Source organism: Mesorhizobium sp. M2A.F.Ca.ET.067.02.1.1 (assembly GCF_004023285.1).
Classification (GTDB): Bacteria; Pseudomonadota; Alphaproteobacteria; order Rhizobiales; family Rhizobiaceae; genus Mesorhizobium.
Genome location: NZ_RZSB01000032.1, coordinates 1 through 20,836, shown reverse-complemented (window position 1 = coordinate 20,836; position 20,836 = coordinate 1). Strand labels below are relative to the sequence as shown.

Below are 20,836 nucleotides of genomic sequence, written 5' to 3'. Positions count from 1 at the left end.
TGCCTGGGGAATCCGTCGAAGACCTTTCCGACCGCGACCTGCGCGACGTCGGCAGCCGGCGTCGCGACATCGCAAAGGCATTGGACCGCGAGTTCCGAGAGATCGGACTGCTGGGGACAGGTTGGCAGCGTCGTCGCTAAGGCAGTAAGGGAGTAGGGCAGTAGCGAAAAGAACCGCCTACTGCCCTACTGCCCTACTGCCTACCTACCTCACCACCTTCACCACCGTCCTATCCGACAGCAACGGAAGCAGCCTTGCCATGGTCCGCGCCGTCACCGCCACGCAGCCCTGGGTCGGCGTGAAGCCCGGCCGGGCCAGATGGAAGAAGATCGCGCTGCCGCGCCCGCGCAAGCGCGGCGCGATGTTCCAGTCGAGCACCAGGCAGACATCGTAGAGCCGGTCGTCGCGCTTCATCCGCTCATGGCTCGCGCCATAGGGGATCTTCACCGGACGGTTGTAGTTGCGGTCGTTAGGCACCTCGCACCAGCCGAGATCCGGACCGATCGGCGCCATCGGAAGCTTCGTCCTGCGCCCGCCCGCGAAATGATCGCCCCGGAAATAGCCCGACAGGATGCGCATCGACGCCAGCGGCGTCGCGCCATCCCCTTCATGCTTGTTGGCTGTGATGCCGCTGCGCCCCAGGGCGCAGGGAAACGCCGTTATGCCGGCTTGCAGGAAGCCTTGCGCGGGATTGCCGGGCCGCGTCCGCACCACCAAAACGCGCAGGCCTTTCGGCAAAAATGCGCCCGCCTCATTGCGCGCGCGTTTTTTCTTGTATGATCGTGTCACGGAACAAATCACTGTGATCGGCTGTTGCGCCGGTGAGCTTCCGCATAAATGGGGGGAGGTCAACTGAATATTCTTTTTAAAACAACGGATTGATATCCATGACATCACGCACCATCCTGATCGTCGATGACGACGACGACCTGCGCGCCACCCTGGTCGAGCAGCTGGCGCTCTACGAGGAATTCGACGTTCAGCAGGAATCGACCGCCGCGAAAGGCGTTGCCGCTGCGCGCGGCGGCGTCGTCGACCTGCTCATCATGGATGTCGGCCTGCCCGATATGGATGGCCGCGAGGCGGTGAAGATCCTGCGCAAGGGCGGCTACAAGGCGCCGATCATCATGCTGACCGGCCACGACACCGATTCCGACACGATTCTGGGTCTCGAGGCCGGCGCCAACGATTATGTGACCAAGCCCTTCCGCTTCGCCGTCCTGTTAGCCCGCATCCGCGCCCAGCTTCGCCAGCATGAGCAGAGCGAGGACGCCACCTTCTCGGTCGGACCCTACACGTTCAAGCCCAGCCAGAAGCTCTTGATCGATCCGCGCGGCGCCAAGGTGCGGCTGACCGAGAAGGAAGCCTCGATCATCAAATATCTCTACCGCGCCGACCAGAAGGTGGTGACGCGCGACGTGCTGCTGGAAGAGGTCTGGGGCTACAATTCCGGCGTCACCACGCACACGCTCGAGACCCATGTCTACCGGTTGCGCCAGAAGATCGAGCGCGATCCTTCCAATGCCGAAATTCTTGTGACAGAAAGCGGCGGCTACAAGCTGGTTCCTTAAACATTTCATGATCTAAGCAATTCCAGGAAAAGTACGAAACGGCTGGGCTTGGCGGCTTCGCCGTAGCCTTCCGTCCGGAATTGAGCCAAAAGAGATGAGAGCGGTCGGGCGGGACCGCTTCGGGTAGATCCTGATGCTGGAGGGTGATGGATCGGCTCGTTGCACGCATCGCACGATGCATGGTGGAGCGCTTCTCGCGCGCCCAGGAGGGCGCGCCGCTCCAAAGGAGGGACTGGACTGACCGCTCGGGGACACAGCTAGGATGGCGCTGGATGACGACATCCGCATCCTGTCCGGCGTGAAGCTTTTCCAGGGCTTCACCCAGGAACAGTTGCGCCTGCTCGCCTTCGGCGCCGAGACCACCATGCTGCAGGCCGACCATAAGCTCTACCGCGAGGATGATGTTGCTGATTCTGCCTACATCGTGGTCAGCGGCCTGATCACGCTCTATCGGGAGCTAGGGGGCGAACGCGTCCCGATCGGCACCGCGGGTCCGGGCACTATGCTGAGCGAACTGGCGCTGATAGCCGACACCAACCGGCTGACCAGCGCCTCCGCAGCGGTCGACTCTGAAGTGATCCGATTGAGCCGCAAGATGTTCCACCGAATCCTGGAAGAATATCCGGAGATCGCGGTGCTGTTGCATGAGCGCATCCTGGAGGAATTCCAGCAGATGATCGCCCGCATCGAGGAACTGGCGCCGCGTTTTACGGGGTAGGCGCCGCCGGAAGGCCCGTCCTAATCCAGGTCGAACCGCGCAATCACCGGCACATGGTCGGACGGCTTTTCCCAGCCTCGCGCCGCCTGCAGGATTTCATATCCCTTGAAGCTCGGCACCAGATTGGCAGACGACCAGACATGGTCGAGGCGGCGGCCGCGGTTCGACGCTTCCCAGTCCTTCGCGCGATAGCTCCACCAGGTGTAGAGCTTCTGCTCGGCCGGCACGTTGAGCCGCATCAGGTCGACCCAGCCGCCGGTCTTGCGCATCGCCTCGAAATTCGTCGTCTCGACCGGCGTATGGCTGACGACGTTGAGCAGCTGCTTGTGCGACCAGACATCGTGCTCCTGCGGCGCGATGTTCAGGTCGCCGACCAGGATCGACGCCGACGATTCGTCGCCGATCGCCGGCACGGAATTCATCTCGTAGACGAAATCGAGCTTGTGGCGGAATTTGCGGTTAATCTCCGGATCGGGCTCATCGCCGCCGGCCGGCACGTAGAAATTATGCACCAGCACCGATTTGCCGCCCGCCTGGACCCTGACCGACAGATGCCGGCTGTCGTCGATCTCGCAGAAGCGCCGCTTCTCGACCAGCTCGATCGGCCGGCGCGCGACGGTGGCGACGCCGTGATAGCCCTTCTGGCCGTGAAACAGGATGTGCTCGTAGCCCGCCTTGCGGAATGCCTTCTCCGGGAACAGCTCGTCCGGCACCTTGGTTTCCTGCAGGCACAGCACGTCCGGCGCATGCTCCTTCAGCAGCCGCTCGACGATCGGCATGCGCAGGCGCACGGAGTTGATGTTCCAGGTGGCGATGGTGAAAGGCATTCAGGCGGGTCCGGAAAGGAATCGCCGAACTAGTGCCAGCCGCGCGCCGGAAAGACAAGGTCGGCTATACTCACGGAGGTCGGCGCAGCCCCTCATTGCCCTGCCGGGCATTTCTCCCCGTAAACGGGGAGAAAGAAGCGGTTGCGACGCTCTGGGATCGGCGAAAGCGGTGACGCCAAGCCCCTTCTCCCCGTTCACGGGGAGAAGATGGCGGCAGCCAGATGAGGGGCGGCGCCAACGTAACGGGATAAAGCTCCGACCGCGGCGAAAGCCTACCGCGTCTTCGTGTTCAGCTCGCGGTTCGCCGTGTAGTCGATCGCAAACGTGTCGGCCGGGAAGCTAACGCCTTCCTTGGTGTTGAAGATCATCACCGTCGTGTCCTTGCCTTGCGCGTCGGTGATCGTCCACTGGCGCAGATCATAGGTCTTCGGGTCAAACATCATGGTGATCATGGCATTGCCGAAGACCGACTTGTCGGAAAGCTTGATGGTCGTGAGGTCGTCCTCTTCCTTGACGGCCTTGACGCGCCCGCCGGAGAGATCGATCCGGTCGTCGAGCAGCAATTTCAGCGGCGTCTTCGACAGCGGGTAGAGGTCGGAAGTGTTGAGCTTCTTGTTCAGGATCACCACCGACTTGCCGTCGGAGATGACGCGGAAGTTGGAGGAGCCGTCATAGTTGAAGCGGATCTTGCCCGGACGCTCCAGGAAGAACTTGCCGCCGGTCTGCTCGCCCTTCGGGCCGAACTGGACGAACTCGCCGCTCATCGACTTCACCGAGGAGAAATGATCAGCGATCTTCTGCGCCGCCGGCGGCACCGCCGCCTGCGCGGCCGCCACGAGCTGGTAGCCGGGCACAAGGTTGAGAGCGGCAGCTCCGCCAAGCATCAAGCCGAGGCCGAGGAGCTGGCGGCGGGTGATGGCGAATTCGGTCTGGGTGTTCATGCCGGTCACTTCCTGTGATTCGTGTCGTGGCAGTATCTGGACTCCCACTGGGGCCTAAGTTTGGCGGGTGCGCGACAACTTCGCACAAACGCGCCAGACGATTTCCGGTTGCCTGCTCACCCTACGTTCTGGTCGGGCCAAGGTTTGTCGAGATTCAGGTCAGGCCGGCCTCACCAGAATATTGACAAACCCTAGAACTTGTCATCCTCGGTCGGCACCAGAATCTCGCGTTTGCCGGCATGGTTGGCCGGGCCGACAATGCCTTCCTTCTCCATCTTCTCGATGATCGAGGCGGCGCGGTTGTAGCCGATGCCGAGCCGCCGCTGGATGTAGCTGGTCGAGGCCTTGCCGTCGCGCAGCACCACCGCCACCGCCTGGTCGTAGGGATCGTCGGAATCCTCGAAATTGCCGGCGCCACCGCCGCCGGAACCACCCTTGCCGGACGGGCCATCCTCGTCCTCTTCCTCGTCGTCCTCCGTGATGGCGTCGAGATATTCCGGCACGCCCTGCAGCTTCAGATGCGCGACGATCCGCTCGACCTCGTCGTCCGAGACGAACGGACCGTGGACGCGCTGGATGCGCCCGCCGCCGGCCATGTAGAGCATGTCGCCCATGCCGAGCAGCTGCTCGGCGCCCTGCTCGCCAAGGATGGTGCGGCTGTCGATCTTCGACGTCACCTGGAAGGAGATGCGGGTCGGGAAATTGGCCTTGATGGTGCCGGTGATGACGTCGACCGAGGGACGTTGCGTCGCCATGATGACATGGATGCCGGCGGCGCGCGCCATCTGCGCCAGGCGCTGTACCGCGCCTTCGATATCCTTGCCGGCCACCATCATCAGGTCGGCCATCTCGTCGATGATGACCACGATATAGGGCATCGGCTCGAGATCGAGGTTCTCGGTCTCGTAGATCGCCTCGCCGGTCTGGCGGTCGAATCCGGTCTGCACCGTGCGCGAGATCTTCTCTCCCTTTTTCTCCGCTTGCTGAACGCGTGCGTTGAAGCCGTCGATGTTGCGCACGCCGACCTTGGACATCTTGCGGTAGCGGTCCTCCATCTCCCGCACGGTCCATTTCAGCGCCACGACCGCCTTCTTCGGATCGGTGACGACCGGCGTGAGCAGATGCGGGATGCCGTCATAGACGGAGAGCTCGAGCATCTTCGGGTCGATCATGATCAGCCGGCATTCCTGCGGCGTCATCCGGTAGAGCAGCGACAGGATCATCGTGTTGATGGCGACCGACTTGCCGGAGCCGGTGGTGCCGGCGACCAGCACATGCGGCATCTTGGCGATGTCGACGATGACCGCCTCGCCATTGATGGTCTTGCCGAGCGCCAGCGCCAGCTTCGCCTTGGTCGTCTCGAAGTCGCGACTGGCCATGATCTCCCTGAGATAGACCGTCTCGCGCTTGGCGTTGGGCAGCTCGATGCCGATGGCATTGCGGCCAGGCACCACGGCGACGCGGCAGGCGATCGCGCTCATCGAGCGGGCGATGTCGTCGGACAGGCCGATGACGCGCGAGGACTTGATGCCGGGCGCCGGCTCCAGCTCGTAGAGCGTGACGACCGGACCGGGGCGGACATGGATGATCTCGCCCTTGACGCCGAAATCCTCCAGCACGCCTTCGAGCAGCCGCGCGTTCTGCTCCAGCGCGTCCTTCGACAGGCTTGGATCCTTGGCGACGTTCTTCGGCTCGGACAGGAAATGCAGCGACGGCATCTCGAACGTGTCGGAGCCGATCAGCGAGGTCTGCGCCTCGCGCTGTACACGGGCGCCCGGCACCGGCCGCGCCGCCGGCGCCGCGACACGGGTCGCGGCATCGGAGCGGAAATTCTGCACCTTGGCGTGCGCGCCGCGCCGCTGGGCAGGCGCCTCGTCGTCGAAGTCGTCGAGGTCGACGTCCTCGTCCTGCTCGTTTTCGAAAATATCCTGGTCCGCCGGATCGACTGAAGCGCTGCGGTCGTTGACCATGGCGGCAAAGAATTCCGGCTCGACACGGGCGCGGCCGCCCGGGCTCACCCGGCTTTCGGCGAATTCGGCAGATTCGACGCGCTCGGCGGCGCGCCGCCAGGCGCTGGACTTGGGCTGCATCGGCGGCTCGAACTCGTCGCGCTCCCGCCTGCGGCGCTCGGCGCGGCGGTGCAGGAAGGCGCGGAACGACAGCCACCAATGGGTGAGGGCGCCGAGCGCCAGGATGCCTTCGTCGCCCTCGTCCTCATCCTCGTCGAACAGCATCTCGTCCTGCTCGCGCGGATCGGGCGCCGCAGCGCGCTCCATGACGGCGAAGCCGTTCTTACGCGCGATCAGCGCCGAGCCATAGGCAAACAGCCATAACATCGGCGCGGCGAGGACGACCGCTATGATCGTCGCGAAAAGCCCTTTCGGGTAACCGCCGACGGCGATGCCCGGGATCTTCAGCACCATGTCGCCGAAGACGCCACCAAGCCCGGTCGGCAGCGGCCAGGTGTTGGGCGGCGTCACGCAGCCGGCGATGGCCGCGGCCAGAAGCGCGAAGCCGAACCAGGCGAAGCCGCGCTTCGGCAATTTGTCGACGCCGCGCGCGGTGAAAAGCAGAAAGCCCCAGACAACCGCGGGCACCAGACCGGCCACGGCGGCAAGACCGAAGAACTGCATGGCAAGGTCGGAGAACACCGCACCCGCATAACCCATGGCGTTGGTGACGACGTTGCTGGTGGCGTGCGAGAAGCTCGGGTCGGCAACGTTCCACGTGGCCAAAGCCGCGATGCCGAAGGCGGTGAACAGGAACAGCCCGGCGCCGGCCAGCCGCCCGACCTGACGCCGCGCGAATGCCTGGATGCCGTGCCCCGTATCGGTCAGCGCGAGCGGTGCTGAGGCGCCTGAACGCATGCTCTTCCCCGTGATCGTTGCCTGGCCGGGCGCATGGCGCATTCCGGCAGATTCGAACGCCAGACTATCGGGGGGAAGGTTAAGGCCGCATTAACCATGGACCTTTACCGGAGATGGCGCGGAACGACGGTGGCGAGCCGCGAAGCCCGCCACCTTTTTGCTTGAAACGCCGAAACGATCAGGCCTTTTCGGACCCGACCTCGGGCATCACTTGTTGGCGCCGCCATACGCCATCAGATTGGCGCAGAATTCGGCGTGAGGCTTGCTCATCGCCGCGTCCTGGCACTCCTTCATCATCTTGTCTTGCTTGTCCTTGGGCGTCGCCGCCCAGGCCGTCTTGAAGTCGGCTTCGGGCTCTGGACAAAAAAGGAGGCCCGGAAGGGTGTTCCGGGCCTCAAGGCGTGAGCCCCTTTCGAGACATCACGACGGGATCTTGGGAGGAATTCCGGGCCAGCGGGAGGAGGATCCGCCGGCCCTCGGGGCAATTCCAGGAAGGCATGAAACCCTCCGGAATTGCGCCCATGCAAAGGGCAAAGGCAGCCTTACGGCACCACTTCGCCGTGCTGGGTGACGTCGAGACCCTCGACCTCTTCCTGGGTCGACGGACGCAGGCCGACCAGCGCCTTGACGATGTAGAGGATCACGAAGGTGGCGATCGCCGTCCACAGGATGGTGAAGACGATGCCGTAGAGCTGCTTGCCGACAGAGGCGTCCTTGCCGAGCGCGTTGATGGTCGGATCGGCGAGCGCGCCGGTGAGCAGCGCGCCGACGATGCCGCCAACGCCGTGCACGCCGAAGGCATCGAGCGAGTCGTCATAGCCGAACGCGTGCTTAAGCTTGACCGCCGAGATGTAGCAGATGACGCCGGCGAGGATGCCGACGACGAAGGCGCCGGTCGGGTTGACGAAGCCGGAGGCCGGCGTCACCGCCACTAGGCCAGCGACCGCGCCCGAGATGATGCCGAGCACCGAAGGCTTCTTGGCGACGATCCATTCGGCGAACATCCAGGCGAGCGCCGCAGCGGCGGTGGCAACCTGCGTGTTCATCATCGCGGCGCCGGCAAGGCCATCGGCCGCCAGTTCTGAACCGGCGTTGAAACCGAACCAGCCGACCCACAGCAGCGAGGCGCCGATGACCGAGTAGACCAGGTTATGCGGCGCCATGTTGGTGGTGCCGTAGCCCTCGCGCTTGCCCAGCACCAGCGCGCAGACCAGACCCGCGACACCGGCGTTGATGTGGACGACCGTGCCGCCGGCGAAGTCGAGCACACCGGCCGAACCGAGGAAGCCGCCGCCCCACACCCAATGCGCGATCGGCGCGTAGACGAACACCAGCCACAGGCCCATGAAGATCAGCAGCGCCGAGAATTTCATGCGCTCGGCGAAGGCGCCGGCGATCAGCGCCGGCGTTATGATGGCGAAGGTCAACTGGAACATCGAGAAGACGAATTCGGGAATATTCGCCACGCCTGGCAGCCAGAGCGTCGAGACGGTGATGCCGTGGTGGAAGAACCGCGAGAAGCCGCCGACATAGCTGTTCAAGCTGGCGGATTCGTTGGTGGTGAAGGCGAGCGAATAGCCGAACATGAACCACAGCACCGTCACCAGGCAGGTGATGGCGAAGCTCTGCATGATGGTGGCGAGCACGTTCTTCTTGCGCACCATGCCGCCGTAGAACAGCGCCAGGCCCGGAATGGTCATCATCAGCACCAGCGCAGTCGAGGTCAGCATCCAGGCGGTATTGCCGGTGTCGAGAACCGGGGTCGGAGCGGCGGGCGCCGCAGGCGCCGCCGGAGCGGCCTCCTGCGCGAAGGCGGCGGCGGTGCTCAGCGCTACGAGAGCGAGCGAAGCGGCCGCGCGTCCCGTCGTCTTCAAGGTGGAAGGAATATTCATTTAACTCTCCGTTGGAATGGATGGTCGCCGCTCAGAGCGCGTCGGTGTCTGTTTCGCCGGTACGGATGCGCACCGCCTGGTCGATGCCGAAGACGAAGATCTTGCCGTCGCCGATCTGGCCGGTCTTGGCGGCCGAAGTGATGGCTTCGACGGCCTTGTCGACCATGTCGGCGCCGACCGCGACCTCGATCTTGATCTTGGGCAGGAAGCTGACCGCGTACTCCGCGCCGCGATAGATTTCCGTGTGCCCCTTCTGACGCCCGTAGCCTTTAACTTCGGTGACGGTCAGGCCCTGGATGCCGACGGCGGTGAGCGCTTCGCGCACCTCGTCGAGCTTGAACGGCTTGATGATTGCCATCACGATTTTCATAAGGTTTCACCCTTTGCTGTTGCGGTCCCCCGCGTTTGCACACCTACACCGATCCCGAGGAGAGCCGGAGAGTGCCCGACAGGATTCAAGCTCCGTGCCAATTGCCGAAGCAGGGCGTTAACCTGTTGTAAACAAAGGGGCAGATCGGCCTGCGCACATCATTTGTGCGCGGCCGCATCGGGTGTCGTGATCAAAAAATAGGCAAAATTTCAAAAATGCCTGCTTGGCAGGCATCGACCAGAACCCGGCTCAGCGCTTGAGTCGGATTAGGCCTTCCTGGGCGACCGAAGCGATGAGCGTTCCGTCCCGCGCGAACAGCGAACCGCGGGTGAAGCCGCGCGACCCCTGTGTCGACGGGCTGTCCTGATTGTAGAGGATCCAGTCGTCGAGCGAGTGGCTGCGGTGGAACCACATGGCATGGTCGAGGCTGGCCGCCTGGATGTCGCGGTCGAAGATGGCGCGGCCATGCGCGAAGGTCGAGGTGTCGAGCAGCGTCATGTCGGAGAGGTAGGCGAGCACGGCCGCCTGTATCGCACGGTTTTCGGGCACCGGGCCGGTGGTGCGGATCCAGATGTTCTGCTGCGGCTCCAGCTTCTCGCGGCTTGTATAGTGCTTCAGCATCACCGGCTTCATCTCGATCGGCCGGTCGCGATCCCAGTAGCGCCTGATGCCTTCCGGCACCGCTTCGCCGAATTTGCCGAGCAGCTCGCGCTGGGACAGCAGCGTGTCGGGCGCCGGCACGTCGCGCGGCATCGGCATCTGGTGCTCAAGGCCAATCTCGTCCTGCTGGAACGAGGCCTCCAGCGAGAAGATCGCCTGGCCATGCTGGATCGCCACGACCCGGCGCGTGGTGAAGGAGCCGCCGTCGCGGATGCGGTCGACCTCGTAGACGATCGGCAGCTTGGTGTCGCCGGGCCGCATGAAATAGCCGTGCAGCGAATGCACGTGGCGCTCCGGTTCCACGGTGCGCTGCGCGGCGACCAGCGCCTGGGCGATGGTCTGGCCGCCGAAGACGCGCTGCCAGTCGACCTTTGGGCTGCGACCACGATACAGATTGTGTTCGAGCTGCTCGAGGTCGAGAATGTCGAGAAGCTCGTCCATGGCCGCCGTCATGTCTGAAATCCTTCAAGGGATGCGCCATGGCCGGTTTCGGACAGGATGTGCGGCCAGTCAAGGCCGCAAGCGGCGGCCGGACGAAGCCGCGAAAGGATGATGCCATGGTCGACCGCAAGCCGGATGGAGCAAAGGCCGACGCGAACCGCGAAGCGCCGCTCGACGTGCTCATCGCCGGCGCGGCTTATGTCGGCCTCACCGCGGCCGTGTCGCTGAAGCAGGCGCGGCCGGGCCTCGCCATCGCCGTCGTCGACGCCGCGCCTGCGGGCGTCTGGCAACGGGACGGCCGCGCCTCGGCCATCGCCGCCGCCGCCAGCCGCATGCTGGAGCAGCTCGGTGTCTGGGACGAAATCGCGCCGGAAGCGCAGGCGATCACCGAAATGATCATCACCGATTCGCGCGCCGCCGACCCGGTGCGCCCGGTGTTCCTGACCTTCGACGGCGAGGTGGCGCCGGGCGAGCCTTTCGCCCACATGGTCGCCAACCGTGACTTGAACGGCGCGCTGCGCCGCCGCGCCGAAAAGCTCGGCATCGATATCATCGAAGGCGTCGCGGTCAGCGCCTTCGACGTCAACGGCGCCGGCATCACGGTGCATCTGGCCGACGGCGCGGCGATGAAGGCGCGGCTGCTGATTGCCGCCGATGGCGTCAACTCCAGGCTGCGCGACCTGGCCGGCATCAAGACCGTCAAATGGGAATACGGCCAGTCCGGCATCGTCTGCACGGTGGCGCATGAGCGCCCGCACAACGGCCGCGCCGAGGAGCATTTCCTGCCAGCAGGCCCCTTCGCGACACTGCCGCTGAAGCCGGACAAGGACGGAACCAACCGCTCGTCGATCGTCTGGGTGGAGCGCACGCAAGATGCGAAGGCTCTGGTCGAGGGCGACGAGTTCGTTTTCGAGCACGATCTGGAGCAGCGCTTCGGCCTGAAGCTCGGCGAAATAAGGGTCGTCGACAAGCCGCGCGCCTGGCCGCTCGGCCTGACGCTGGCCCGCGCCTTCGTCGCGCCGCGCATCGCGCTCGCCGGCGACGCCGCCCATGGCATCCACCCGATCGCCGGCCAGGGCCTCAATCTCGGCTTCAAGGATGTCGCCGCGCTCGCCGAAGTCATCGTCGAGGCTGACCGGCTCGGCCAGGATATCGGCGCCCTCGACGTGCTCGAGCGCTACCAGCAATGGCGCCGCTTCGACACGCTGCAGATGGGCGTCACCACCGATGTCTTGAACCGTTTGTTCTCCAACGACATCGGCCCGCTGCGCGCCGTCCGCGATCTCGGCCTCGGGCTGGTCGAGCGCATGCCCCGACTGAAGGATTTCTTCATCCGCCAGGCCTCGGGCCTCTCCGGCGACACGCCGAGGCTGCTGAAGGGCGAGGCGATCTGAACCCTTTCCTGGAGGAATAGCGGCAGCGCCTCTCATTTCGTCATCCACGGGCGGAGTGACGCGAAGCGGAGCGCAGACCCGAGGATCCATTCCGTTCCCTCCGCCAAGGAACGCAGCGACGCAGAATCTGCACCGATGCGGCGCTCCGATGTCACGGAATGGATTCTATGGTCTGCGCGCGTCGCTTCGCTCCTTGCTCCGCCATAGAATGACGACGCGAGAGGCGTTTCGCTCCATCACGAAGGCAGGCGATACGGTCGTCGCCGCGCGGTGAAATTCAGGTCAGGCCGAGTCGAAAATGGCGGATCCCGAGAACCGGAGCGGAGCGTACTTGAAAGTACGTGAGCACCGGAAGCGCGGGGAGCCGGCATTTGCAGGCCGGCCTCACCTGAATTCTAGTTCACCTCGAACCCCAGCTTCTGCCGCAACCTCAGCATCCGCTGGTCGGGTATCTTGAGGCTCTGCTCGCCGCCTTGCGCGACACGGTTCAGCATGCTGAGCAGGTCGTCGCGCTCATGCGGGTCGAGGCGGCCGCGCAGGAAGGGCGCGAGCTTGTCGATGACAATCGTCGTGTCGTCGACCTGCGCAGCCGCCCATTTTGCGTAGACGACGGCCTCGTCGGTCTTCTTCGGGCTTTCCGCGATCTGCGAGATGACATCCCGGATAACAGCCTCGCGCTTCGGCAGCACCGGCCCTTGCTCGGCAACGATCGCGGTGATCAGCGTCGCGGCCGCCACCACCGGATCGTCGATCGCCGTGAGCGGCGAGAGCGCGGCCTGCTTGCGCAGCTTCTTGCGCCGTATGTTGCCCTGGACGCGTCCGACGACGTCGGCGACCTCACGCGCGGCGTCGCTCATATATTTCAGCCGGTACCACCAGATGGCGGCCGCTCCGAGCAGGCCAAGTATCGCGATAAGAATAGGCATGCCGAATTCCCCCGAAATCGCGGCGACGATAAGAGAGATGCGGCGTTGCTTCAACACGCAACGGTCGCGTCCGTGAAGAAACCCTGAAGATGTTTCCCGCGTGAGACGGCCGCAACGCGCCGTGCCCGGCCCTGACCGGCGCCTATGACCCCGGTATGTCGTAGATCGCCCTGACCTCGACCGTGCCGAGCTCGGCCAGCGGAATGCGCTCCGCGATCTTCAGCGCCTCGGCAAGGTCGGCCGCCTCGACCATGACGAAGCCGAGCAGCTGCTCCTTGGTCTCGGCGAACGGCCCGTCGGTCACCAGTACCTTGCCCTTGCGCCGCCTCAGCGACTTCGAGGTCTTCACCGATTGCAGGGCCTGTGCGATGACCAACCTGCCTTGCCTGTCGAGTTCCCAGTCATAGGCAAGCGAGTCGGCATCGAGCCTGGCCGCCCGTTCCGGGGTGAGCGCGTAAAGGTCCTTCTCCTCGCCATAGACCAGCAGGACATATTTCATTTCGAGCTCCCTTCGATGGCCACGTTGTAAGAGGCAAAGGCGGCGGTGTCAGTTTTGTTTGCCGTGGCCACGTGGTCGAGCAGGCACGCCGCCACGCCGACAATAGCGATGGCCGCAAGCAGTCGACCGAAACCGGGCGCCGGCGGATCCAGCCAGAACTCCTCCGCTCGCCGGGCATTTCGCTCCGGCTTCCCCCAGATCGCAACAAACAGATTGTCCATCTCAAATCTCCATCGGCCGCGAGTGGCCGCCCGCAGGACGGTCGGGCCGATGGCAAGTCGACATTCTTGCGCGCATTTTTTTTGAGATTTTTCGGTCTGCCCACCACACGGGCGGAAAGCGCGTCGAGATTCCGGTGAGGCGGCCTCACCCGAATCTCGACGCGCCGGAGGATGGCCTTCCGCCGCGCCCGCGCTATAGTCCAGGAGAACGCCGGCGGCCGCCGGCGCAACCCCGACAGACCAGGAGGACTCCATGGATCGCACCGCAAACGCCGTCTGGAAAGGCAATCTGACGGAAGGCCAGGGCACGCTCGACACGCAGAGCGGGACCTTGAAGGGCACGCCCTATTCCTTCAAGGCGCGCTTCCAGGACGAGAGCGGCAAATCCGGCACCAATCCGGAAGAGCTGATCGCGGCGGCGCATGCGGGCTGCTACGCCATGCAGCTGTCGCATTTCCTGGCCGAGAACGGCACGCCGGCCGCGGAGCTCGATGCCAAGGCGGTGGTGACGCTGGTTCCCGGCACCGGCATCACCGGCAGCGCCATCACCCTGGTCGGCAAGGTACCCGGCATCGACGCGGCGAAGTTCAAGGAACTGGCCGAGAAGGCCAAGGCGGAGTGCCCGGTGTCGAAAGCGCTGGGGGCGATCAAGGTGTCGCTGGATGCAAGGTTGGGGTGACTGCGTTTTAATCTGAACGGCAGCGATCCTTCGCCTCCCTCTCTGCCCTGCCGGGCATCTCCCCCTCAAGGGGGGAGATCAGATGTCACGCCGGGTTTCGCCAATCGCCGACGTTGTTCACCGCGACGTTGTCGGCTAATCGCCGACGTTGAAAGAGGAGAGCCGGCAATCGAGCTGCCAATCTCCCCCCTTGAGGGGGAGATGTCCGGCAGGACAGAGAGGGGGGCCTCGCGCCAACGTAATGTGGTGAGCTAGCCGCCCAGCGCCTCGATCTTCGCCCGCAGCGCCGCGACCTCCTCCTCTAGCGCCTTGACCCGCGCCTCGAGGTCGGAGTCTGCCAATGCCGCCGGCTGCCAAGCCGCTGCCACAGAGGCCGCCTCCACCGGTCCGCTGAGCAAATGAACGTAGCGTTCCTCGCGCTGACCGGGCGCGCGTTCGAGCAGCTGGATCAGCGGCGGTCGGCGGCCGATCATCAGGTCGAGATTGTCGCGCAGCTCCTCGATCGAGGCGAAACGCGCCATCCGCTCGGAGCGCGCCAGCAGTTCATGCGCCGTCTGCGCGCCGCGCAGCAGCAAGAGCCCGATCACCGCGATCTGCGGCGTGGTCAGCGAAAAGCGCTGCGCCATCAGATGCTCGTAGCGCTCGACGCGCGAGGCGAAGGCCTGGCGCACCAGCCCTTTCTGCTCGAGCGTGCTCAGCGCCCGCCGGATCTCGGTCAGCTCCAGCGCCATGACAGGCTCGCGCGCCGTCTTCTGGTTGGCGGCGGCGTGCGCGCCGTTGAGCGTCAGCGGATAGACGTCCGGCGTCAGCTCCTTCTTCTCGATCAGCGAGCCCAGCACGCGCGCTTCGACGGCGGAAAGGACGGGGAGATCGGTCATTGGCTGCAATCCTTTCTAGCGCTGGCGGGACAGCGCTCCCCTCTGTCATGCCGGACATCTCCCCCACAAGGGGGGAGATCAGCAGCTTCGTCAACAGCGCTCACTCTTCGACGACGGCGATTGGCGAAAGCCGCGATGACAGCCAATCTCCCCACCCGTGGGGGAGATGTCCGGAAGGACAGGGGGGCGCGAAGGATCGCTGCTTGCGAGATTGTCGCGAACGAAGAGGCGAAGCCTAAACCCTTCGCTCCACCATCATCTTCTTGATCTCCGCGATCGCTTTCGCAGGGTTCAAGCCCTTCGGGCAGGTCTGCGCGCAGTTCATGATGGTGTGGCAGCGATAGAGCCGGAACGGGTCTTCGAGATTGTCGAGCCGCTCGCCCGTCGCCTCATCTCGGCTGTCGATCAGCCAGCGATAGGCCTGCAGCAGCGTCGCCGGACCGAGATAGCGGTCGCCGTTCCACCAGTAGCTCGGGCAGGAGGTCGAGCAGCAGGCGCACAGGATGCACTCGTAGAGCCCGTCGAGCTTCTCGCGGTCCTCATGGCTCTGCAGCCATTCCTTGGCCGGCGTCGGCGAAACCGTCTTCAGCCAAGGCTCGATCGAGGCGTGCTGGGCATAGAAATTGGTGAGGTCGGGCACCAGGTCCTTGATCACCGGCATATGCGGCAGTGGGTAGATCTTCACCGCGCCGGAAATGTCGTCGGCGCCCTTGGTGCAGGCGAGCGTGTTCGAGCCGTCGATATTCATGGCGCAGGAGCCGCAAATGCCTTCGCGGCAGGAACGGCGCAGCGTCAGCGTCGGGTCGATCTTGTTCTTGATCCACAGAAGCGCATCCAGCACCATCGGCCCGCAATCGTCCATGTCGACGAAATAGGTGTCCATGCGCGGGTTTCCGCCATCGTCCGGTGACCAGCGGTAGATGCGGTATTCGCGCAGGTTGGTGGCGCCCTCCGGCTTCGGCCAGGTCCTGCCCTGCTGGACCTTGGAATTCTTCGGAAGCGTGAGTTCGACCATTACCTGCGGTCCTTTCGGATGACGAGCTTCAGCCCGGACCAGATTTCGTTGACGGCGGCGACCTTGACGTCGACCAGGTCGCGCTTCAGCGCCTCCGACCGGATCACGTCCTCGGTGACGTCGGTCGGCACTTTCGATGCCTTCTTCGGCCAGGAGACCCAGATCATGCCGTCGCGCTTGATCGCCGTCTCGATGCCGGCCAGACTGTCCTCGATCTCGGCCCGCTGCCCGGTGAAGGCGTGCACGGCATCGTATTTGCGGCTGCCCGAAATCGCCGACCACCTTGGCAGCCGATCGACCTCGGCAAACTTTACTGCCTCGGCCAAATCATCGAGCTCCGGCGGCAGCGCGATGAAGGCGGCGACCATGCCGTCCTTCAGGCCGAGCTTGGCCGGAAGGGGCGTGCCGAAATATCCCGCGGCCGCCAATGCCATCGTCAATACACCCTGGCCTTCGGCGCGATCTTGGCCGGGTTGATGCCGCCGTCCTTTTCCGCCAGCAGCGTCTCGGTATGCACCGGCCGGTAGGTGAGCGTCACCGTGCCGTCCTCGCCGACATGGGCCAGCGTGTGCTTGCGCCAGTTGGCGTCGTCGCGGGCCGAGAAATCCTCCCGCGCATGCGCGCCGCGGCTCTCCTTGCGCGCCGCGGCGCCATAGACCGTGGTGATGGCGTTGGCCATCAGGTTTTCCAGCTCCAGCGTCTCGACGAGGTCGGAATTCCAGATCGTCGAGCGGTCGGTGACCTTGATGTCCTTGAGCTCGCCCCAGATCTCGGAAACGCGCTTGCAGCCATTGTCGAGCGATTGCTGCGTGCGGAAAACCGCCGCGTCTTCCTGCATCGCCCGCTGCATCTTTTCCCGCAAGCTTGCCGTCGGCGTCGAGCCGTTGGCATGACGCAGCCGGTCGAAGCGGTCCATGATTTTCTCGACCGAGGCCGCGTTGGGCGCAGGGATGGGCGAATTGCGGTCGATCACCTCGCCGGCGCGAATGGCCGCGGCACGGCCGAAGACGACAAGATCAATCAGCGAGTTGGAGCCCAGCCGGTTGGCGCCGTGCACGGACGCGCACGCTGCCTCGCCCACCGCCATCAGACCGGGCAGCACGCGGTCGGGATTCTCGGCCGTCGGGTCGAGCACCTCGCCCCAATAATTGGTCGGCACGCCGCCCATATTATAGTGCACCGTCGGCAGCACCGGGATCGGCTCCTTGGTCAGGTCGACGCCGGCGAAGATCTTCGCCGATTCCGAAATGCCCGGCAGCCGCTCATGCAGCACCGCCGGGTCGAGATGGTCGAGATGCAGGAAGATGTGATCCTTCTTCGGCCCGACGCCGCGGCCTTCGCGGATCTCCATCGTCATGCAGCGCGAGACCACATCGCGCGAGGCGAGGTCCTTGGCGGACGGCGCATAGCGCTCCATGAAGCGCTCGCCCTCGGAATTGACCAGATAGCCGCCCTCGCCGCGCGCGCCTTCGGTGATCAGACAGCCGGCGCCATAGATGCCGGTCGGGTGGAACTGCACGAACTCCATGTCCTGCAGCGCGAGCCCGGCTCTGGCCGCCATGCCGCCGCCATCGCCGGTGCAGGTATGCGCCGAGGTGGCGGAGAAATAGGCGCGGCCGTAGCCGCCGGTCGCCAGCACCACCATCTTGGCCGAGAAGCGGTGGATGGTGCCGTCATCGAGATTCCAGGCCACCACGCCGGTGCAGGTGCCGTCCGGCTCGGTGATCAGGTCGAGCGCGAAATATTCGATGAAGAACTGCGCATTGTTCTTCAGCGACTGGCCGTAGAGCGTGTGCAGCATGGCATGGCCGGTGCGGTCGGCTGCCGCGCAGGTGCGCTGCACCGGCGGGCCATCGCCGAAATTCATCATCATGCCGCCGAACGGCCGCTGGTAGATCTTGCCCTCTTCCGTGCGCGAAAACGGCACGCCGTAATGCTCGAGCTCGTAGACCGCCGCGGGCGCCTCGCGCACCATATATTCCTGCGCATCGATATCGCCCAGCCAATCCGAGCCCTTGACGGTGTCGAAGAGGTGCCACTGCCAGTTGTCGGGGCCCATATTGGCGAGCGAGGCGGCGATGCCGCCTTGCGCGGCGACCGTGTGCGAGCGGGTCGGGAACACCTTGGTGATGCAGGCGGTGCGCAGCCCCTGCTCGGCCATGCCGAGCGTGGCGCGCAGGCCGGCGCCGCCGGCGCCGACGATCACCACGTCGAATTTGTGATCGACAAAAGTGTAGGCGGAAGCCGTGCCGGCTGTATTTGCGTTGGCCAAGACGTCAGCCTCCGAATGCGAGTTTGAGCAGGGCAAACAGCGAAGCGACGCCGACTGCCACGCAGAAGAAGGTGTTGAGCGCGATCAGCGCCAGCTTCATGCCTTCGCCATGGACATAATCCTCGATGATCACCTGCATGCCGATGCGCATGTGATAAAGCGGCGAGATCAGCACCAAGCCGAACATGACCACCACAAACGGGTTCGCGAGCGCGGCCCGCACCTCCGCGTAGCCGTGGCCGTTGATCGCGATCAGGAAGCCGACGAAGAACAGGACCAAAGGAATGTTGGCGATGGCGGTCAGCCGCTGCCGCCAGAAATGCCCGGTGCCTTCGCGGGCCGAGCCGAGGCCGCGGACCCTCGCCAGCGGCGTGCGCATGTCCGAATTGTGCGCGTTCATCAAAAGGCCCCCCTTGCCGCATAGCCCGCTATCCAGATCAGGAGCGTCAGCACGATCGAGCCGGCGAGCGTCGCCCAGGCGATCTTCGAGGCGGTGTGTTTTTCGAGCCCCGCGCCGGTGTCCCAGATGAGGTGGCGCAGCCCGCCCAGCATGTGGTGCATCAGCGCCCAGGTATAACCGAACAGAACCAGCCGGCCGAGCCAGGAGCCGAATGCCCAGTCGACCCAGTCGAAGGCGGCCTGCGAGCTCGCGGCGGCGATCAGCCACGCCGCCACCAGCAGCGTGCCGAAATAAAGCGCGCCGCCGGTGATGCGATGGATGATCGACATCGTCATCGTGATCGGCGGCCGGTAGATCGTCAGATGCGGCGAGAGCGGCCGTTCACGTCTGGCAACTGCGCGGGTGGCTGGTGATTTGCTCATGGCTGCCCCAGTTCGGCGTCCTGGATGCCGCTACCGAGGAGCAGCGTTTTCCGCCCTCATATATGGCTCCGGACAGGCGGTTTCTAATTCTCTTTTTGCACCGCGTCAAAGCCGGAAAATCGTTTTGGAAACATCATTTAGTCTGACAAACCGGTGGTCGCGCGCTTCAATCGATTAGCGGCTGTTTCGAAGCCGGCGCAACGTCGCTGCAGTGCGGTATACACAGCTGCGTGGACAAGCGCGGGTGTGCTGAGATTCAGGTCAGGCCGAGTCGAAGTACGTGAGCACCGGAAGCGCAGGAAGCCGCCATTTGCAGGCCGGCCTCACCTGAATATCAGCACACCTGCTATCTCCGACAGGTCTGCGGGGTGGACCCCCTCTTCATCACCAGCGCTTCGCGTCCGTCGATCACGATTGCGTCATGCGTGGCCGCTTCCTGGTAGCGGCTGCTCTGGTTGGCGGGCGAGGCCGCGAATTCCTCGGTCGAGCCATCCGGGCGAGCCACGCGCAGCGACGAGCCGAGATTCTGGATGGTGATCATGCCGCCATTGCCGCATCTGTAGGTGGCTGTGCCGATGCCGGATCGCGGCACGGTGAGGTCGGTGATGATCTTGGTTGCCTGGGGTGCGGACGTTTTGGGCGCAGTGGCTTCCTGCGGCATTTGAGATGCCGGCGGCGCTGGAGGCGTCGCGGATGCGGCGGACTGCTGTGCCAGCGCAGGCGCGGCCACCGGGGCCGCCGCATTGGCCGCCTTCGGCACGCCGTCCTGCGGCACGCAGGCCGCGGCTGCGAGAAGCAGCGGGATGGTGATCGACACCCGAACCGTGTGGCCAAAGCTCATGCGCTGCCCTTTCGTGCGCGGCACGCTACAGCAATTCCAGGAAAAGTGTGAAACGGTTTTCCGTCCGGAATTGCGTCAAAACAAAGAGATAGAGTGGTTTGTCGTTTCCGTTAAACGGCGAACCGCTCTAGCCACGCGAGGCATCAAGATCAAGTTCACCCAGAGTGAGCCGGCTGCATGCCCGCCCGACGGCGGCAAGAAACCGGCCCTCGAAATTAACCATGCTCCTTAAGAACCGGTGCCGAAAGCCCCCTGCCTCTTAACAAAGGTTAAGAAAGGGTTAATTTCCGATTCGGACCGGAATCCAGGCGCGATCCGTCGCGCCATCAAGGGAGAGCGACATGCGTTCGAATTCAGTGCGGGCTAGCCTTGCCGCAACAGTGCTGGCGGGATTGGTCTTGGCGATCGCCGCGCCGGCCGAAGCCGGCTTGCGCCATCACGACCGCGTCTATGCCGATTCCTTCGGCAATCTCGTCATCGACAGCGCCGCCGGCTACAAGCGCATCATCGTCGGCAAGGGCAAGCTTGCCGCGAAGCTTTCCGAATTCACCAGCGCCGGTCAGCCCGATGTCGTCTATGACGACGCGGACGAGCCCGGCGCGCCCGGCTGCTATCAGCCGCCGGTGCTGGTCAAGGGCCGATCTTATATGTACGGGCTTTCCGACGGCGAGATGCCCAACCTCAGCCCTTGCCGTTGAAGATCGTCGGCGTTTGACGTCGCCTGAGCGCGCCTGACACGCGCACGCAGTCGCGGCCGGCATTCTTGGCGTCGTAGAGCGCGGCGTCGGCGCGCCGCAGAAGATCGGCAAACCCTTCGTCGGCGGCCAGCTCCGCCACGCCGAAGCTTGCGCTGCAGCGATGGTCGGCGGGCAGGCCCTCGATCGGCAAGGCTCCGAATGCGTTGCGCGCGCCTTCGGCAAACAGCCGCGCCGCCGCAAGATTGGTGCCCGGCAGGATGATGGCGAACTCCTCGCCGCCGATACGGCCGGCGACATGGTGCCT

Annotated in this window: 23 protein-coding genes; 5 read left to right on the top strand and 18 right to left on the bottom strand. The window is 64.6% G+C overall.

Annotated elements, in window-relative coordinates; translation table 11 throughout:
- Nucleotides 1-204: 204 nt before the first annotated feature.
- Nucleotides 205-738 carry a L,D-transpeptidase gene (locus EOA28_RS05480; protein ID WP_245463417.1) on the bottom strand — a complete coding sequence of 178 codons (534 nt, stop codon included), beginning with the start codon at nt 736-738 and terminating at the stop codon, nt 205-207.
- Between the two features lie 149 nt (nt 739-887).
- On the opposite strand from EOA28_RS05480, the gene EOA28_RS05475 reads away from it, so the two are divergent.
- Both EOA28_RS05475 and EOA28_RS05470 read left to right on the top strand, forming a co-directional pair.
- Complete coding sequence (locus EOA28_RS05475; protein WP_040991447.1) at nt 888-1,571, top strand: response regulator transcription factor; 684 nt, start codon at nt 888-890, stop codon at nt 1,569-1,571.
- A 262-nt stretch (nt 1,572-1,833) separates the two neighbouring features.
- Nucleotides 1,834-2,289 (top strand): cyclic nucleotide-binding domain-containing protein, encoded by a 456-nt coding sequence (locus EOA28_RS05470; RefSeq protein ID WP_126080489.1) that lies wholly within the window; start codon nt 1,834-1,836, stop codon nt 2,287-2,289.
- Between the two features lie 20 nt (nt 2,290-2,309).
- Here the strand turns inward: EOA28_RS05470 and xth are convergent, their stop codons facing one another.
- The 6 genes from xth to tesB form a co-directional block, all read right to left on the bottom strand.
- Nucleotides 2,310-3,116: an exodeoxyribonuclease III gene (gene xth, locus EOA28_RS05465; protein WP_127250191.1), complete on the bottom strand. Its 807-nt coding sequence runs from the start codon at nt 3,114-3,116 to the stop codon at nt 2,310-2,312.
- Between the two features lie 272 nt (nt 3,117-3,388).
- Nucleotides 3,389-4,057, bottom strand: coding sequence for an outer membrane lipoprotein carrier protein LolA (locus EOA28_RS05460; RefSeq protein ID WP_042645542.1), 669 nt, complete (start codon nt 4,055-4,057; stop codon nt 3,389-3,391).
- A gap of 191 nt (nt 4,058-4,248) precedes the next feature.
- Nucleotides 4,249-6,924, bottom strand: coding sequence for a DNA translocase FtsK (locus tag EOA28_RS05455; protein WP_127250192.1), 2,676 nt, complete (start codon nt 6,922-6,924; stop codon nt 4,249-4,251).
- A 542-nt stretch (nt 6,925-7,466) separates the two neighbouring features.
- Nucleotides 7,467-8,798, bottom strand: a complete 1,332-nt coding sequence (locus tag EOA28_RS05450) for an ammonium transporter (RefSeq protein ID WP_189341664.1) — start codon at nt 8,796-8,798, stop codon at nt 7,467-7,469.
- Nucleotides 8,799-8,847: 49 nt separating this feature from the next.
- Complete coding sequence (locus EOA28_RS05445) at nt 8,848-9,186, bottom strand: P-II family nitrogen regulator (RefSeq protein WP_027169082.1); 339 nt, start codon at nt 9,184-9,186, stop codon at nt 8,848-8,850.
- Between the two features lie 249 nt (nt 9,187-9,435).
- Nucleotides 9,436-10,299, bottom strand: coding sequence for an acyl-CoA thioesterase II (tesB, locus tag EOA28_RS05440; protein WP_042645540.1), 864 nt, complete (start codon nt 10,297-10,299; stop codon nt 9,436-9,438).
- Between the two features lie 104 nt (nt 10,300-10,403).
- On the opposite strand from tesB, the gene EOA28_RS05435 reads away from it, so the two are divergent.
- On the top strand, nt 10,404-11,681 hold the full coding sequence (locus EOA28_RS05435; RefSeq protein WP_126083648.1) for a ubiquinone biosynthesis hydroxylase: 1,278 nt from the start codon (nt 10,404-10,406) through the stop codon (nt 11,679-11,681).
- Between the two features lie 395 nt (nt 11,682-12,076).
- Here the strand turns inward: EOA28_RS05435 and EOA28_RS05430 are convergent, their stop codons facing one another.
- The 3 genes from EOA28_RS05430 to EOA28_RS05420 form a co-directional block, all read right to left on the bottom strand.
- A complete protein-coding gene (locus EOA28_RS05430; RefSeq protein ID WP_127250193.1) occupies nt 12,077-12,607 on the bottom strand; it encodes a hypothetical protein in 531 nt (176 codons plus the stop codon).
- 142 nt (nt 12,608-12,749) lie between these two features.
- Nucleotides 12,750-13,106, bottom strand: a complete 357-nt coding sequence (locus EOA28_RS05425; protein ID WP_127250194.1) for a YciI family protein — start codon at nt 13,104-13,106, stop codon at nt 12,750-12,752.
- A complete protein-coding gene (locus EOA28_RS05420) occupies nt 13,103-13,327 on the bottom strand; it encodes a hypothetical protein (RefSeq protein ID WP_126080482.1) in 225 nt (74 codons plus the stop codon). Before EOA28_RS05420 ends, EOA28_RS05425 begins: the two co-directional genes overlap by 4 nt.
- A gap of 253 nt (nt 13,328-13,580) precedes the next feature.
- Here EOA28_RS05420 and EOA28_RS05415 point away from each other — a divergent pair, with 253 nt between their 5' ends.
- Nucleotides 13,581-14,006 (top strand): OsmC family protein, encoded by a 426-nt coding sequence (locus tag EOA28_RS05415; RefSeq protein ID WP_042645515.1) that lies wholly within the window; start codon nt 13,581-13,583, stop codon nt 14,004-14,006.
- Between the two features lie 251 nt (nt 14,007-14,257).
- On the opposite strand, the gene EOA28_RS05405 is transcribed toward EOA28_RS05415, so the two are convergent.
- The 7 genes from EOA28_RS05405 to EOA28_RS05375 all read right to left on the bottom strand — a co-directional run bounded on the left by EOA28_RS05405 (nt 14,258) and on the right by EOA28_RS05375 (nt 19,858).
- On the bottom strand, nt 14,258-14,884 hold the full coding sequence (locus tag EOA28_RS05405; RefSeq protein WP_127250195.1) for a DUF480 domain-containing protein: 627 nt from the start codon (nt 14,882-14,884) through the stop codon (nt 14,258-14,260).
- Nucleotides 14,885-15,119: 235 nt separating this feature from the next.
- Nucleotides 15,120-15,899 (bottom strand): succinate dehydrogenase iron-sulfur subunit, encoded by a 780-nt coding sequence (locus EOA28_RS05400; RefSeq protein ID WP_127250196.1) that lies wholly within the window; start codon nt 15,897-15,899, stop codon nt 15,120-15,122.
- Nucleotides 15,899-16,333 (bottom strand): DUF3052 family protein, encoded by a 435-nt coding sequence (locus tag EOA28_RS05395; RefSeq protein ID WP_127250197.1) that lies wholly within the window; start codon nt 16,331-16,333, stop codon nt 15,899-15,901. Before EOA28_RS05395 ends, EOA28_RS05400 begins: the two co-directional genes overlap by 1 nt.
- Before the next feature lie 2 nt (nt 16,334-16,335).
- The gene (sdhA, locus tag EOA28_RS05390; protein ID WP_127250198.1) at nt 16,336-18,171 is read right to left on the bottom strand and encodes a succinate dehydrogenase flavoprotein subunit; all 1,836 of its coding nucleotides are present in this window, start codon (nt 18,169-18,171) and stop codon (nt 16,336-16,338) included.
- A gap of 4 nt (nt 18,172-18,175) precedes the next feature.
- The gene (gene sdhD / locus EOA28_RS05385; protein WP_126080477.1) at nt 18,176-18,571 is read right to left on the bottom strand and encodes a succinate dehydrogenase, hydrophobic membrane anchor protein; all 396 of its coding nucleotides are present in this window, start codon (nt 18,569-18,571) and stop codon (nt 18,176-18,178) included.
- Nucleotides 18,571-18,993, bottom strand: coding sequence for a succinate dehydrogenase, cytochrome b556 subunit (gene sdhC, locus EOA28_RS05380; protein ID WP_126080476.1), 423 nt, complete (start codon nt 18,991-18,993; stop codon nt 18,571-18,573). Before sdhC ends, sdhD begins: the two co-directional genes overlap by 1 nt.
- 346 nt (nt 18,994-19,339) lie before the next feature.
- On the bottom strand, nt 19,340-19,858 hold the full coding sequence (locus tag EOA28_RS05375; RefSeq protein ID WP_245501474.1) for a hypothetical protein: 519 nt from the start codon (nt 19,856-19,858) through the stop codon (nt 19,340-19,342).
- A gap of 317 nt (nt 19,859-20,175) precedes the next feature.
- Here EOA28_RS05375 and EOA28_RS05370 point away from each other — a divergent pair, with 317 nt between their 5' ends.
- Nucleotides 20,176-20,532 carry a hypothetical protein gene (locus tag EOA28_RS05370; RefSeq protein ID WP_127250200.1) on the top strand — a complete coding sequence of 119 codons (357 nt, stop codon included), beginning with the start codon at nt 20,176-20,178 and terminating at the stop codon, nt 20,530-20,532.
- Here EOA28_RS05370 and EOA28_RS05365 read toward each other — a convergent pair.
- Nucleotides 20,516-20,836: GGDEF domain-containing protein (locus tag EOA28_RS05365; protein ID WP_148670660.1), on the bottom strand; the 321-nt coding region annotated here is incomplete at its 5' end. The genes EOA28_RS05370 and EOA28_RS05365 overlap by 17 nt on opposite strands.